The 13,803-nt window shown below is 73.0% G+C and carries 12 protein-coding genes; 2 read left to right on the plus strand and 10 right to left on the minus strand.

Annotated elements, in window-relative coordinates:
• Positions 1-15 precede the first annotated feature (15 nt).
• From ACFRAC_RS18560 to ACFRAC_RS18570, 3 genes are all read right to left on the minus strand, one after another.
• The gene (locus tag ACFRAC_RS18560; RefSeq protein ID WP_382924921.1) at positions 16-1,152 is read right to left on the minus strand and encodes a sugar ABC transporter substrate-binding protein; all 1,137 of its coding nucleotides are present in this window, start codon (positions 1,150-1,152) and stop codon (positions 16-18) included.
• A 113-nt stretch (positions 1,153-1,265) separates the two neighbouring features.
• A complete protein-coding gene (locus ACFRAC_RS18565) occupies positions 1,266-3,194 on the minus strand; it encodes an AMP-dependent synthetase/ligase (protein WP_382924922.1) in 1,929 nt (642 codons plus the stop codon).
• 208 nt (positions 3,195-3,402) lie between these two features.
• Positions 3,403-4,689, minus strand: a complete 1,287-nt coding sequence (locus ACFRAC_RS18570; RefSeq protein ID WP_382924923.1) for an acetyl-CoA C-acetyltransferase — start codon at positions 4,687-4,689, stop codon at positions 3,403-3,405.
• Positions 4,690-4,772: 83 nt separating this feature from the next.
• On the opposite strand from ACFRAC_RS18570, the gene ACFRAC_RS18575 reads away from it, so the two are divergent.
• Positions 4,773-6,071: a 3-oxoacyl-ACP reductase gene (locus ACFRAC_RS18575; protein ID WP_382924924.1), complete on the plus strand. Its 1,299-nt coding sequence runs from the start codon at positions 4,773-4,775 to the stop codon at positions 6,069-6,071.
• A complete protein-coding gene (locus tag ACFRAC_RS18580; protein WP_382924978.1) occupies positions 6,071-6,913 on the plus strand; it encodes a MaoC family dehydratase in 843 nt (280 codons plus the stop codon). The genes ACFRAC_RS18575 and ACFRAC_RS18580 overlap by 1 nt, the downstream gene beginning before the upstream one ends.
• Here ACFRAC_RS18580 and ACFRAC_RS18585 read toward each other — a convergent pair.
• From ACFRAC_RS18585 to ACFRAC_RS18615, 7 genes are all read right to left on the minus strand, one after another.
• On the minus strand, positions 6,892-7,557 hold the full coding sequence (locus ACFRAC_RS18585; RefSeq protein WP_382924925.1) for a TetR/AcrR family transcriptional regulator: 666 nt from the start codon (positions 7,555-7,557) through the stop codon (positions 6,892-6,894). The two genes, ACFRAC_RS18580 and ACFRAC_RS18585, sit on opposite strands and share 22 nt — an antisense overlap.
• Before the next feature lie 59 nt (positions 7,558-7,616).
• On the minus strand, positions 7,617-8,957 hold the full coding sequence (locus ACFRAC_RS18590; protein WP_382924926.1) for an SPFH domain-containing protein: 1,341 nt from the start codon (positions 8,955-8,957) through the stop codon (positions 7,617-7,619).
• A complete protein-coding gene (locus ACFRAC_RS18595; protein ID WP_382924927.1) occupies positions 8,954-10,582 on the minus strand; it encodes an SPFH domain-containing protein in 1,629 nt (542 codons plus the stop codon). Before ACFRAC_RS18595 ends, ACFRAC_RS18590 begins: the two co-directional genes overlap by 4 nt.
• Positions 10,583-10,938: 356 nt before the next feature.
• The gene (locus ACFRAC_RS18600) at positions 10,939-11,229 is read right to left on the minus strand and encodes a DUF4229 domain-containing protein (protein ID WP_382924928.1); all 291 of its coding nucleotides are present in this window, start codon (positions 11,227-11,229) and stop codon (positions 10,939-10,941) included.
• 95 nt (positions 11,230-11,324) lie between these two features.
• Entirely contained in the window at positions 11,325-11,849 is a 525-nt protein-coding gene (locus ACFRAC_RS18605; RefSeq protein WP_382924929.1) for a GNAT family N-acetyltransferase, read from the minus strand.
• Between the two features lie 227 nt (positions 11,850-12,076).
• Complete coding sequence (gene mqnE, locus ACFRAC_RS18610; RefSeq protein WP_382924930.1) at positions 12,077-13,240, minus strand: aminofutalosine synthase MqnE; 1,164 nt, start codon at positions 13,238-13,240, stop codon at positions 12,077-12,079.
• A gap of 46 nt (positions 13,241-13,286) precedes the next feature.
• Positions 13,287-13,742 (minus strand): Lrp/AsnC family transcriptional regulator, encoded by a 456-nt coding sequence (locus ACFRAC_RS18615; RefSeq protein ID WP_382924931.1) that lies wholly within the window; start codon positions 13,740-13,742, stop codon positions 13,287-13,289.
• Positions 13,743-13,803: the final 61 nt, after the last annotated feature.

The following is a 13,803-nucleotide window of genomic DNA, read 5'->3' on the forward strand; positions in this document are numbered from 1 at the left end:
CCCGCCCGCGTCCCGTCAGCCGAGGCCGATCGCGGCGCAGTCGGCCGCGTACTTCGGGGTGCATATCTGACCGACGGTGTACACGCCGTCCCGGACGACCGTGTCGTCGATGTTCTCGCGGGTCACGGCGACCACCGTCAGCAGCGCGGCCGGGATGTCCTCCCGGGTGGGGCTGTCGACCACGTCCTGGACCAGGGCGTCGAAGGCGACACCACGGCCCTGCACCTTGTAGACGGCCATCCGGGCGGCGGTGGTCGCCTCCAGCTCGAACGGCTTGTACACCGTCATGTACTGCTCCCCGGCGACGATCCGCTGGATGGCGTCCAGGTTCGCGTCCTGCCCGGTCACCGGCGGCACCCGGCCGACGCCGGCCTCCTTGAGCGCGTCGATGGCGGCGCCCGCCATGCCGTCGTTGGCCGAGTAGACCGCGGCGATGCCGTCCGCGCCGACGGCCGCGATGGCCTTGCGCATGTTGGCCTTGGCGGCCTCGGGCGACCACTTGCGGGTGTCGTACTCCTTGACGATGTTCACGTCGCCCTGGAGCTCGGTGACCGCGCCCCGCTTGAAGCGGGCCGTGTTCGGGTCGGCGGGGTCGCCGTGCATCACGACGACCTTGCTGGTCAGGGCCTTGGAGCCGAGGCGCTGGACGAGGGAGCGGGCCTGCACCTCGCCGACGAGTTCGTTGTCGTGGGACACGTAGGCGTCGACGGGGCCCTCGGCCAGGCGGTCGTAGGCGATGACCGGGATGCCGGCGTCCTTGGCCCGGCGCACATCGGACGCGATGGCCTTGGAGTCCACGGCGTCCACCAGGATCACGTCCACCCGGTCCTCGATCAGCCGCCGGAACTGGCGGCTCTGCTTCGTCGTGCTCGACTCGGCGTTGACGTAGACGACCTTGCCCCTGCCGTGGGTGAGGGAGGCGACCTCCTTCTCGATCAGCGGGTGGTCGAACCGCTCGAAGCGCGCGGTGGTCTTGTCGGGCAGGAGCAGTCCGACGGTGACGTCGTCGCTGCTGCGCTGTTCCTGGGCGGAGTCGGCGCCCGCGATGCCGTCGACGACACCGCAGGCGGCGAGGGACAGCGCGGCGGCGGCCGCGGCGACGGCCGTGCGGGCCCGGCGCAGGGCGGGGTGGTGGGGGGTGCGAGCGTTCACTGCTGCCTTCCGAGCGGGGGGTGTGGGGGTCCGGATGGCCATGGCCACCGAGGGGGGCGGGCAGGGCGGGTCGGGCGGTCGTGCGGGGCGGCGCGGACGTGGCCCGGCGGGGGTCACCCCGCGTACAGGGCCTCCACGTCGGCCGCGAAGTCCCGCATGACCTGGTCCCGGCGGAGCTTCATCGACGGCGTGAGGTGCCCGTCCGACTCGGTGAAGTCCACCGGCAGGACGGCGAAGCGGCGGATCGACTCGGGCCGGGACACCAGCTTGTTCGCCTCGTCCACGGCTCGCTGCAGGACGTCCCGCACCTCCGGGTCGTCCACCAGGAGTTCGGCGGGGACCGGGTGCCGGCCGTTCATCCGGCGCCAGTGGCTGACGCCGCCCATGTCGAGCGTGATGAGCGCGGCGACGTAGGGGCGGCGGTCGCCGACGACCAGGCACTGCGAGATCAGCGGGTGCGAGCGCAGCCAGTTCTCCAGGGGGGCCGGGGCGACGCTTTTGCCGCCCGCGGTGATGAGCAGTTCCTTCTTGCGGCCGGTGATCGTCAGATAGCCCTCGTCGTCCAGGGCACCGATGTCGCCGGTGGCCAGCCAGCCGTCGGCGGCCGCGGGGACCACACCGCCCGCCGCCGGATCCCAGTAGCCGCGCAGCACGTGGCCGCCGGAGAGCAGCACCTCGCCGTCCGCCGCGAGCCGGACCCGGGTGCCGGGCAGCGGCCAGCCCACCGTGCCGAGACGGGGCTTGAGGGGCGGCGTCACGGTGGCCGCGCCGGTCGTCTCGGTGAGCCCGTAGCCCTCGTAGACCTCGATGCCGGCGCCCGCGTAGAAGGCCGCGAGCCGGCGGCCCAGCGGGGAGCCGCCGCAGATCGCGTACTTCACCCGGCCGCCCATCGCGGCGCGCAGGCGCCGGTAGACGAGCGGGTCGTACACCGCGCGGGCCGCCTTGAGCGCGGTCCCCGGGCCCGGGCCGGTGCCGGACTGGCGGGCCTCCAGCGCCTCGCCGTAGCGTTCGGCGACGCTCGCGGCCCGGTCGAAGGTGGACGCCCGGCCGCCCGACTCCGCCTTGGCGCGGGCGGAGTTGAAGACCTTCTCCAGCATGTACGGGATGGTCAGCAGGCAGGTCGGCCGGAAGGCGGCGAGATCCGGCAGGAGGTCCTCGGCCTTCAGGCTCGGTGCGTGGCCCAGCCGGACCCGGGCGCGCACACAGGCCACCTCCACCATCCGCCCGAACACGTGGGACATGGGCAGGAAGAGCAGCACCGACGCCTCTTCGCTGGTCCGCGCCTTGAAGATCGGGTAGAGCAGTTCGACGGCGTTGTCGACCTCGGCGAAGAAGTTGCCGTGGGTCAGCGCGCAGCCCTTGGGCCGGCCGGTGGTGCCCGAGGTGTAGATCAGCGTCGCCAGGGTGTCGGGCACGAGCATGCCGCGCCGGACGGCCACCTCCCCGTCGGACTGCTCCTCCCCCGCCTCCGCCAGCCGCTCCACGTGCCCCTTGTCCATCACCCACAGGCGGCGCAGGTCCGGGACGCGGTCCAGTTCGGGTCCGATGGCGTTCGCCTGGGCGACGGTCTCGGTGATCAGGGCCACGGCGCCGGAGTCCTGGAGGATCCAGCGGGTCTGGAAGACGGAGGAGGTGGGATAGACGGGGACCACCACCAGTCCGGCGGCCCAGGAGGCGAAGTCGAGGAGGGTCCACTCGTAGCGGGTGCGGGCCATGACGGCGATCCGGTCGCCGGGCATCAGGCCCTCGCCGATCAGCCCCCTCGCCACGGCCTGCACCTGCGCGGCGAACTGGGCCGCCGTCACGTCCGTCCAGCGCCCGTCGGCGTCGCGGCGGCTGAGGACCACCGCGTCCGGCACCGCGTCGGCGTTGTCGAAGGGCAGGTCGGCCAGCGACCCGTGGGTCACGGGCGGGGCGAACGGCGGCACGTACGCCTCCCGTACGGCACCGTTCAGCCGCCGGGTCTCCGGCCGCACCAGGGCCGGGCCCGGCGCGTCGCCGAAGGCGGCCGAGGGGGCGAAGGAGGGAAGCGGGGTGGACACGGGCGGCTCCTGCGGGCGTGCAGCGGACATCGCTTGCTGCATGAAGTACGTGCCTCGCGCACCGTGGTGTTCACCTGCCGAGGCCTGCAGAAAGGGGTTACCGCTGGTTAGGCAGGCGATGCTACGGCGCGGGCGTGGGGACGTTGTGCGGGTTCGGCGGCGGTCCGGGGACGGGTATGTGCAACCTCGAAGGTTATGTGAGGGGTCCTCAGCTTCGTTCCAGGACCGCCGTCACGCCCTGCCCGCCCGCGGCGCACACCGAGATCAGCCCCCGGCCCGGACCGCCGCGCCCGGCCAGCAGCGCGGCCAGCGTCGCCACGATCCGCGCGCCGGTCGCCGCGAAGGGGTGGCCGGTGGCCAGGGAGGAGCCGGCGACGTTCAGCCGGGCGCGGTCCACGGGGTCCAGGCCCCGCTTCTCCCACGCCGCCAGCGTGGCCAGCACCTGGGAGGCGAACGCCTCGTGCACCTCGACGAGGTCGAAGTCGCCGAGGCCGAGCCCGGCGCGCTCCAGCATGCGCGGGACGGCGTACGCCGGTGCCATGAGCAGCCCGTCCTCGCCGTCCGCCACGTCGCCGTGCGGGAAGTCCACGGCGGCCGTCTCGTAGGCGGTGAGGTGGGCGAGCGGCTCCAGGCCCCGGGCGGCCGCCCACTCCTCGCTCGCCAGCAGCACGACGGCGGCCCCGTCGGTCAGCGGCGTCGAGTTGCCCGCCGTCATCGTGGGGCCGGGCCGGTCCAGGCCGAACACCGGTTCAAGCGCGGCGAGTTTCTCCGGGGTGGAGCCGGGGCGCAGGTTCTGGTCGCGGTCGAGCCCCCGGAAGGGCACGACCAGGTCCTGGAAGAAGCCCCGCTCGTAGGCGGCGGCCAGCCGCTGGTGGCTCGTGGCCGCCAGCTCGTCCTGGGCCTCGCGGGTGATGCCCCAGGCCCGGGCGGTGACGGCGGCGTGCTCGCCCATGGACAGGCCGGTGCGGGGCTCGGCGTTGCGCGGGATGTCGGGGACGAGGTGGGAGGGCCGTACGCCGGCCAGGGCCTTGACGCGGCCGCCGAGGGACCGGGCCCGGCGGGCCTCCAGGAGGATGCGGCGCAGCCGGTCGTTGACCCCGAGGGGCGCGTCGCTCGCCGTGTCGGCGCCGCCCGCGATCGCCGCCTCGGTCTGGCCGAGCGCGATCTTGTTGGCCGCGGCGACGACGGCCTGGAGGCCGGTACCGCACGCCTGCTGGATGTCGTACGCGGGCGTGCGCGGGTCGAGCCGTGAGCCGAGGACGGTCTCACGGGCGAGGTTGAAGTCGCGGCTGTGCTTGAGGACGGCCCCGGCGACGAACTCGCCGACGGCTCCCGGCGCTTCGAGGCCGTACCGCTCGACCAGGCCGTCGAGCGCGGCGGTGAGCATGTCCTGGTTGGAGGCGGTGGCGTAGGGGCCGTCGGAGCGGGCGAACGGGATGCGCGTGCCGCCGATGATCGCGACGCGCCGGACCGCCGGGGCCAACAGGGCGCTCATGTGCCTCACTCCTCACGTCCACGGTGACTTACCTCCGGTAACCTTACTCCCGAGTCAGTTCTGGAGCGCACTGGGAGTCCCGCATGGCCGACCGCTATCTGAGCTTCACGGGGACCGCCCCCGGCCGGTTCCTCACCCGCCGCCTGGGGCTTCCCCAGCCCGCCCCGTTGCGCCGCTGGTCGCCCGAACGGCCCGAACTGGACGGCGAACGGCTGCTGCTCACGGCCGGCACGTCCGGCCTGGACCTCACCGCGGCGGGCCTCGGCCTCACCACCACCCCCGCCGAGCACCCGGCGGCCGTCGTGCTCGACGCCACCGGGGTCCGGGACGTCGAGACGCTGGCCGAGGTGCACGCTGCCCTGCACCCGGTGGTGCGCTCGGTGGCGGCGAGTGGGCGGATCGTCGTCCTGGGCGCGCCCCTCGACCCCGCCGACCACCACCAGGCCGCCGCCCAGCAGGCCCTGGAGGGCTTCACCCGCTCCCTCGGCAAGGAGATCGGCCGGGGCAGGACGGTCAACCTCGTCCGGCTCACCGACGCCCGCGCCGCCGCGTCCACCCTCGGCTTCCTCCTCTCCCCCAAGTCGGCCTACGTCAGCGGCCAGGTGATCGAGACCGGCCCGCAGGAGGTCACCCCGCCCGCCGACCCCGGCCGCCCCCTCGCCGGGCGCACCGCCCTGGTCACCGGCGCCGCCCGCGGTATCGGCGAGGCGGTCGCCGAGACCCTGGCCCGGGACGGCGCCCGGGTCGTCGTCCTCGACGTGCCACAGGCCGAGCAGGACGCCCGGCGGGTGGCCGACCGGCTCGGCGGCACCGCCCTCGCCCTGGACATCACCGCGCCCGACGCCGGTGAGCGGATCGCGGCGGCCCTGCCGGACGGGCTGGACGTCCTCGTCCACAACGCCGGCATCACCCGCGACCGGCGCCTGGTCAACATGCCCGCCGAACGCTGGAACGCGGTGCTGGACGTCAACCTCGCGAGCGTGCTGCGCACCACGGACGCGCTGCTCGCGGCCGGCGCCCTGCGCACCGGCGGGCGGATCGTGGCGACGGCGTCGATCGCCGGTCTCGCCGGAAACGCCGGGCAGACCAACTACGGCGCGAGCAAGGCCGGTGTCGCGGGACTCGTGCGCTCCCTCGCGCCGCGCGCGCTCGCCGAGCACGGGGTGACCGTGAACGCGGTCGCGCCGGGCTTCATCGAGACGAAGATGACCGCCGCGGTGCCGCTCTTCATCCGGGAGGCGGGCCGGCGCATGAACTCCCTCGCGCAGGGCGGCCTTCCGTCCGACGTCGCCGAGACGACCGCCTGGCTCGCGCACCCGGCGTCGGGTGCCGTCAACGGACAGGTCGTCCGGGTGTGCGGCCAGAGCCTGCTGGGGGCGTGATGACGACCGTCCTGACCGGTGTGCCCCGGCTGCCCGCCCTGCTCGCCCGGGGCGCGGTGCTCTCCCCCTTCAAACGGCCGCGCCCCGACGCGGAGTTCCCCCGGACCCGGCTCGTGCTGCCCGGCGTCCGCGTCGATCCGGCACGGCTGGCGGCGTACGAGCGGGTGTGCGGATTCCCGGAGGACGGCGGCACGCTGCCCGTCACCCACCCGCATCTGCTCGGCTTCCCGCTGGCCATGCGCCTGATGAGCGCGCGGGAGTTCCCGCTGCCCCTGCTCGGGCTCGTCCACACGTCCATCGAGATCACCCGGCACACCGCGCTGCCCGCCTCCGGCTCCTACGAGGTCGGGGTGCGGGTCGAGCGGCTGGTGCCGCACCGCCGGGGCACCGAGGCGGTCGTGGTCACCGAGGTCCGGTCGGACGACCGCCTCGTGTGGGAGTCGGCCAGCCACTACCTCGCCCGCCACCACACGGACGGCACCGCGTCCCCGGCGCCCGCCGGGGAGCCGGAGCCGCTGCCCGGGGTCGCCGAGTGGAAGGTCCCCGCGGACGTCGGGCGCCGCTACGGCGCGGCCTCCGGGGACCGCAACCCCATCCATCTGCACCCGCTCACCGCCCGCCTGTTCGGCTTCCCGCGCGCCATCGCGCACGGCATGTGGACGGTCGCCCGCTGTCTGGCCGCGCACGGCACCCCGGACGCGGTCCGGGTGCGGGCCGGCTTCCGGGCGCCGGTGCTGCTGCCGGCGACGGTGACGTACGGCGCCGGGGACGGGCGGTTCGAACTGCGCGGCGCGGGCCGCCTCCACCTGACCGGGGAGGTCTATCCGCTCGCCGCCTCCTGAGCCGCGTCCGGCGGCGTCCACCGCCGGCCCTCCCTGAGGTCCCCCAGGCCGGCCCACGCGACGTTCATCAGCGTGGCCGCCGCCTGGCGCGCGCTCACGCCCGGTGTGGTGTTGGCCCAGTCGGCCAGCGACTCGGCGGCCCCCACCAGGGCCTCGGCGACCCCGGCGACCTCGCTCTCCGGGAGGTCGGGATCGCGGTGCGCCTCACGGGCGGCGACCAGGATCAGCTGCGTGACGAACGCGACGATGTCCGCGCGCATCGCGGCGACCTCGGAGGCGAACGGCTCGCCGTGGGTGCGGGCCTGGAGGTGCAGCACGGACCAGGCGTCCGGGTGGTGCGAGGTGTGGGTGAAGAACGCCCGCAGCCCGTCCCAGAGCTGCAGGTCGGCGGGCAGGTCGGGCCGCACGCCCGCCCGGACGGCCGCGATGAGCGCGGCGGACTCCCGCCGGATGCAGGCGGTGAAGAGGTCTTCCTTGGAGTTCAGGTAGAGGTACACCAACGGCTTCGAGACGCCCGCGAGTTCGGCGACCTCGTCCATCGACGCGGCCATGTACCCGCGCCGGCCGAAGGTCCGCACGGCGGCGTCCAGCATCTGCTGCTCACGGACGGCCCGCGGCATCCGTTTGGTCTTCACGGCACCCATGGCGCTCAGCGTACGGGCCGGGACGGAGATCCCGCCCGGCCCGTCGCCAACCAGCCGTCCTACTCGTCGTCGGTGCGCTCCTCGGCGAACCGAGCCACCCGGTCCGCCCAGGGCTGGACGTCGGCGGCCGGCAGCGCCGTCAGCCGCGGCAGCAACTGCGCGGTGAGCAGCGTCGACAGCGCCGAGGTGTCGGCGCTCGAGCCGTCGGTGCGCACGACCACCGGCTGCGGGGCCCGCGCGGCGAGCTTCGCGCCCACCTCCAGGCGGCGCCGCGCCAGCTCGTACTGGAGCACGGCCCGGTTGTCCCGGTAGGCCTTGGCGAGGGCGCGCTGGGCGCGGGCCTCGTTCTCGGCGGCGATCAGGCCGCTGCGGCCCCGCGTCTCGATCTCGAACCGCACCCGCTGGGCGTTGGTCTCCTGCTGCTCCAGCAGCTGGGCGACCTCCTCGCGGGCCCGGTTCAGCGCGGCCCTGACCTCGACGATCCGGGCGTCGCGCACCTTCTTGGCGCGCTCGATGTCCATGCCGAGCTGGTCGATGCGGCGCTTGCGGACCAGGCCCCACTCCTGCTCGTAGGCCGTGCGCTCCTTGGCGACCCGCTCGCGGGTGGCCAGGTGTTGCTGGTACTGCGTCGGCAGTTGCACGTCCGGGATGTTGCAACCGGTGATGCGCACGCCGTAGCCGGACAGCTGGCGGTTGAGCAGTTCCTGCATGTCGGCCACGTCCGAGCCGCGCAGGTCGTACGCCCGCTCGGTGCGCATCTTGCGGGCGCGCTGGCGGATGGCGTCCTGCACGGCGCTGGAGAGCACCAGGTCGAAGTTGCCCGCGCCGATCGTGCGGACGAACAGCACGGCGTCGGTGATGCGGAACTTCAGGAAGAACTCGATCGAGCGCAGCGGCACGTTCTCCTGCGTCGGGCAGGCCATCACGGGCGCCGAGTACGGGATCTCGGTGGCGGTGTCGACGACGAAGTCCACCCGGGACCACGGGTGCCACAGGTAGTGCCGGCCGGCGTCGAGGGTGCGGACGACGGCGCCGTAGCGGGTCAGGACGCCGTGGGTGCCCTGCTCGATCTCGACGATGGAGGAGCGCCACCACCACAGGGCGCCGATCAGCACCAGCACGGCGCCACCGGCGTAGGACAGGCCGGCCAGGGTGCCGTAGGCGAAGTCCCCGGCGGCCGATTCGGCGTCGGCCGCGTGCAGGGACAGCATCACGCCCATGAGCAGGGCGTACACGCCGAGCCACAGCGGCAGCATCCACCACACCCGGCGGCGGTGCCGGGGGATGATGACCGGGATCAGGGTGTCGGCCTCGCCGCCGCGCAGCAGCCGGGCGATGTCGGTCCAGGGGGCGACGGCCTCGGAGATGACCGACCGGCGGTGGGATCGGGCGGTGCTCACTGGGCGGCCTCCTCGGAGAGCGCGATGTCGTCGGTCGCTTCGCCCGGTCCGGGCACGTCGGGCACGGTGGGCCGGTCGGCGGCCAGCAGCGCGCCGATCTCCTCCTCGCGGGCGGCGATGCGCTCGGACACCTCGCCGAGCCGGGCCCGCACGGCGGCCATGTCGGCGTCGCTGAACAGCTCCGTGCCGCGTTCGCCGACCAGTTCGCGGGCCAGCTCCAGGAAGTCGATGCCGGCGCCGTCGGAGGTGCCGCCGATGCGCACCAGGCGGGGCAGGTGGTCGGCGACCTCCTCCAGGGTGTCCAGCACCTGCTGCTGGTAGCGGTACTCCAGGATCTCCGGCGCCTCCGCGGCGGTCACCGCGCGGATGTCGAGGGCCTGCGCCTCCAGGAGGGCCGCGTTGGCCTTCGCCTCCGACTCGGCCTGGACGTAGCGCTGGCGGGCCAGGGCCTCGGCACGGTTGGTCTCACGCTCCACGGCCGTGTCCATCTGCGCCTGGTACTGGGCGATGTCGGCCTGGATCGCCGACAGCGTCTCCTGGCTGGAGGCGAGTTCACGGCTCAGGTCGCCCTCGTCCTGCTCCTTGCGCAGCTGGAGCGCGTACTCGTGCGTGTACGCCTCCTTGGCCATCCGGACCATCTCGGGTGCCGCGAGGTCCATGCGGTAGCGCTGGTCGGACGGTTCGGCGTGGGTGATGTTGGCGTTGGTCAGCTCGACGGCCGGACGGAACTGCTGGTTGAGCTGCTCCAGGAGCCGGCCGGTGTCCTCGCCGACCATGTCGTAGATACCGGCGGCCTCCTGCTCGTAGATGAGGCTGCGGATCGTCTCGCTGACGGCGTTGCTCAGCTTCTCCTCGAAGCCGCGCACCGCGCCGAGCGTGTACACGAACTCCGTGGGGTCGCTGATCCGGAACTGGATGAACAGGTCGATCGACGCCTTCACCCCGCCCCGGGTCGGGGCCTCGCGCACCGGCGCGTTGAACGGGTACTCACGGGTGGTGTTCAGGATGTACGACACCCGCTTCCAAGGGCTCAGCAGCACGACCCGGCCCGGCCCGACGACCTTCTCCAGCTTGCCGAACCGGGTGATCAGCGCCTGGGAGCCGTCGGGCACCATGACCATGCCCTGGCGCCACCACACGAAGGCGACCGCGGCGAGCGAGATGACCCAGTAGTGCACGCCGAACAGGGGGTTGGTCAGCACGTCGGCGCCGGCGGCCCCCACGATCGAGGCGCCCACGGCACCCGCGACGAGCAGGGTCAGCACCGGCAGCATGGAGAGGAACGAGCGGCCCCTCGGCAGCACCATCGGGCAGATGGCGTGCACCACGTCGCCGCCCTCGCGCTCCTGTTCACTGCGGCCGAGCGCCTCGCCGGCCTCGTCGAGCGGCACCGTCTTCTGCCGCATGACGGTCGCGGTCGAGCCGCCCTGCTCCCGGGCGGCCGGGAAGTCGTCCGGGTCGATGTTCCAGCCCTGGGCCTCGTACTCGTCGCCACCGTCCCGCCGGGCTCCCCGATCGCCTGTCTGCCGGCGCAGTTCCTCCTGCGCGGCCCTGCGTGGATCGGTGCCCGAGGCGACCGCCTCGGCCACGCGTCGTGCGCTCGCCTGCGCGCGCCCTCGTGCCACAGTTCCCCCTTTGCGTTGCACGTGCCGGGCGCGTCTCGGGGCCCGGCGTATTCCCTGGTGTGATCCCTGCTGTGATTTCAGCCATCCCACACCATGGGTCCGGATCAGCGTAAGGGGGATGTACCAGGGGACTTACCGGACGGTAGGGCGAGGGTGGTCCCTCGACGCGTCCGCGCGGCGGGACGAGCCCCGCGAGGCGCCCGGCGGGAGCCAGGGGGTGCGCGCGATCAGCGCGTCGCCCCCGGGAACAGACCCGCCGTCATGACGAGCGCGGCCTCCCGCCACCGCGCGGTGCTCGGTGACGGGAGGCCGGTGTCCGTGGGGGTCATGACGCGCTCAGGGCCGCGCGCTCATGCTCAGCCCTGCGCGCGGGCCGCGTCGTCGACCTCGTCCTCCTGGCTGCGGTTCGCCTCCAGGTTGGACTTCATCCGGTCGACGCGCTCCACGATGCCGGCCGAGGCGCGATCGCGTTCCTTGCGCAGGACGACGAAGCTGATCGGGGCCGAGATCACCAGCGCGAGCAGGAGGACCCACATGCCGTTGGAGTCGCCGAGGCCGCGCGGGGCGATGCCGGAGTAGACGAGGCCCCAGACGACCACGAGGCAGCCCACGAAGATCCCCAGGCGCATCAGTGTGTAGCGGAACATCTCAATCCACTCTTCCGGTTCAAAAGGGCCGACGTCCAGTGAAGCACGCTCCGGCCCCGATCTTGCAGGGGGGTGCGCGCGGTCCCGTCCGGGACTCAGCCGAGCGGCAGCAGCATGATCACGTCGTCGCGGTCGTCGCCGGGGGCCACCCTGATGGCGGCCGGGACCCTGCCGACCTCCTTGTAGCCGCAGGAGGCGTAGAACCGCTCCAGGCCGTGGCCGCCCCGGCAGGTGAGCCGCAGCGCCTCGATGCCGTCGATGCCCCGGGCCGCGTCCTCGGCGGCCGCCAGCAGGTCGCGGCCGTAGCCCCTGCCCTGGTGCCGGGGGTGCACCATCACGGTGTAGAGCCAGGCCCAGTGGGTCATCAGCCGGTGCGTGTTGAAGGTGAGGAACGCGGTCGCGGCGACGGCGCCCGCCGCGTCGTGGCCCACCAGGAGCCGGCTGCGCCCCTCCGCCATCGCCACGAAGTGCCGCACGAGTTCGGGGCGGATGTCCTCCCGTGTCACCGGCGGTACGAAGCCGACGGCGCCGCCCGCCTCGGAGACGTCGGTCCACAGGTCGAGGATGCCGTCGCGCAGCGCGGGGGTGACGGCCGGATCGAAGGTGAAGGTAAGGGGCACAAAGGCACTGTATCTATTACCGCAGGGCGCGGGCGGATCGGCCACCGGACCGCCGGAGGCCGCCGTGCGCTCCCCGTCGCCCCGCGTGCGCGGAACCGACGACGGACGCACCGTGGCCGGCAGGGCGTCACACGCGCGTGCCGGTCACCCTCGCCGAGGACGGTCGGGGTGGCGTCCCGGTGCAGGGGCCGCGGCAGTCCGCGGCCGACGGACGACCGGACGTCCCCTCACACCCGCATCGGCTGCGGCGACTCCCGGCGCAGCGGGTCCGGGCCGTCGTACTCCCGGATGATCTCGTAACGCGTGTTGCGCTCGACCGGGCGGAAGCCGGCGTCCCGGATCAGGTCGAGCAGATCGTCGCGGGTCAGCTTGTTCGGCGTGCCGAAGTTGTCCGCGTCGTGCGTGATCTTGTACTCGACGACCGAGCCGTCCATGTCGTCCGCCCCGTGCTGGAGGGCCAGTTGGGCGGTCTGCACGCCGTGCATCACCCAGAAGACCTTGACGTGCGGGACGTTGTCGAACAGCAGCCGGGAGACCGCGAAGGTCTTCAGCGCCTCGGCGCCGGTCGCCATCTGCGTGCGGGCCTGGAGGCGGTTCCTGACCTTGCCGTCCTTCACGTCCACGAAGTCGTGCTGGTAGCGCAGCGGGATGAAGACCTGGAAGCCGCCGGTCTCGTCCTGGAGTTCACGCAGCCGCAGGACGTGGTCGACGCGGTGGCGCGGCTCCTCGATGTGGCCGTACAGCATGGTGCTCGGGGTCTTCAGACCCTTCTCGTGCGCCAGGCGGTGGATCCGGGACCAGTCCTCCCAGTGGGTCCGGTGGTCCACGATGTGCCGGCGGACCTCCCAGTCGAAGATCTCCGCGCCGCCGCCGGTCAGGGACTCCAGACCGGCGTCGATCAGCTCGTCGAGGATCTCGGAGGCGGACAGCCCGGAGATCGTCTCGAAGTGGTGGATCTCCGTCGCCGTGAACGCCTTCAGCGACACGTCCGGCAGCGCGGCCTTCAGCTCACGCAGCGAGCGCGGGTAGTAGCGCCACGGCAGGTTCGGGTGCAGCCCGTTGACGATGTGCAGCTCGGTGAGGTTCTCGCCCTCCATCGCCTTGGCGAGCTTGACCGCCTCCTCGATGCGCATCGTGTACGCGTCCTTCTCCCCCGGCTTGCGCTGGAAGGAGCAGTACGCGCAGGAGGCCGTACACACGTTTGTCATGTTGAGGTGCCGGTTGACGTTGAAGTGCACGACGTCGCCGTTCTTGCGGGTGCGCACCTCGTGCGCGAGGCCGCCCAGCCACGCCAGGTCGTCCGACTCGTACAGCGCGATGCCGTCCTCGCGGGACAGCCGCTCACCGGAGCGGACCTTCTCCTCCAGCTCGCGCTTGAGCCCGACGTCCATGCCAACACCTTTCCACGAAGCCCGCCCCCACGTTACGCCTGCGCCCTCAGACCTCTTCGGGCAGCTCTCCCACCCGGTTCTCCCACTTCGTGGAGAGCACGATGGTGGTACGGGTCCGTGAGACGCCCTCGGTCGCGCTGAGCCGCCGGATGATCTTCTCCAGGCCGTCGACGTCCGTCGCCCGCACCTTGAGCATGTACGAGTCCTCCCCGGCGATGAACCAGCAGTCCTCGACCTCGGAGAGGTCCTTGAGCCGGGTCGCCACGTCCTCGTGGTCGGTGGCGTCCGTCAGCGAGATGCCGATCAGCGCGGTGACGCCGAGGCCGAGCGAGGAGGCGTCGACGGTGGCCCGGTAACCGGTGATGACGCCGGCCGCCTCCAGCCGGTTGATGCGGTCGGTGACGCTGGGTCCCGACAGTCCGACGAGGCGCCCCAGCTCCGCGTAGGAGGCCCGGCCGTTCTCCCTCAGGGCCTGGATGAGCTGCCTGTCCACCGCGTCCATGCGATTCGAAGCCTTCCGCTGAAGAGGTCTGACGTGATTGCTGCTGTGCTGCTGCCTGAGG

It is taken from the genome of Streptomyces sp. NPDC056628 (genome assembly GCF_042792555.1).
Taxonomy (GTDB): domain Bacteria; phylum Actinomycetota; class Actinomycetes; order Streptomycetales; family Streptomycetaceae; genus Streptomyces.

Bases quoted from the DNA above. Each gene is read 5' to 3' on its own strand.
- mqnE (WP_382924930.1), bottom strand. From the start codon at position 13,240: ATGGACGTCGGGCTCAAGCGCGAGCTGGAGGAGAAGGTCCGCTCCGGT.
- ACFRAC_RS18575 (WP_382924924.1), top strand. From the start codon at position 4,773: ATGGCCGACCGCTATCTGAGCTTCACGGGGACCGCCCCCGGCCGGTTC.
- ACFRAC_RS18570 (WP_382924923.1), bottom strand. From the start codon at position 4,689: ATGAGCGCCCTGTTGGCCCCGGCGGTCCGGCGCGTCGCGATCATCGGC.
- ACFRAC_RS18600 (WP_382924928.1), bottom strand. From the start codon at position 11,229: ATGTTCCGCTACACACTGATGCGCCTGGGGATCTTCGTGGGCTGCCTC.
- ACFRAC_RS18615 (WP_382924931.1), bottom strand. From the start codon at position 13,742: ATGGACGCGGTGGACAGGCAGCTCATCCAGGCCCTGAGGGAGAACGGC.
- ACFRAC_RS18580 (WP_382924978.1), top strand. From the start codon at position 6,071: ATGACGACCGTCCTGACCGGTGTGCCCCGGCTGCCCGCCCTGCTCGCC.
- ACFRAC_RS18585 (WP_382924925.1), bottom strand. From the start codon at position 7,557: ATGGGTGCCGTGAAGACCAAACGGATGCCGCGGGCCGTCCGTGAGCAG.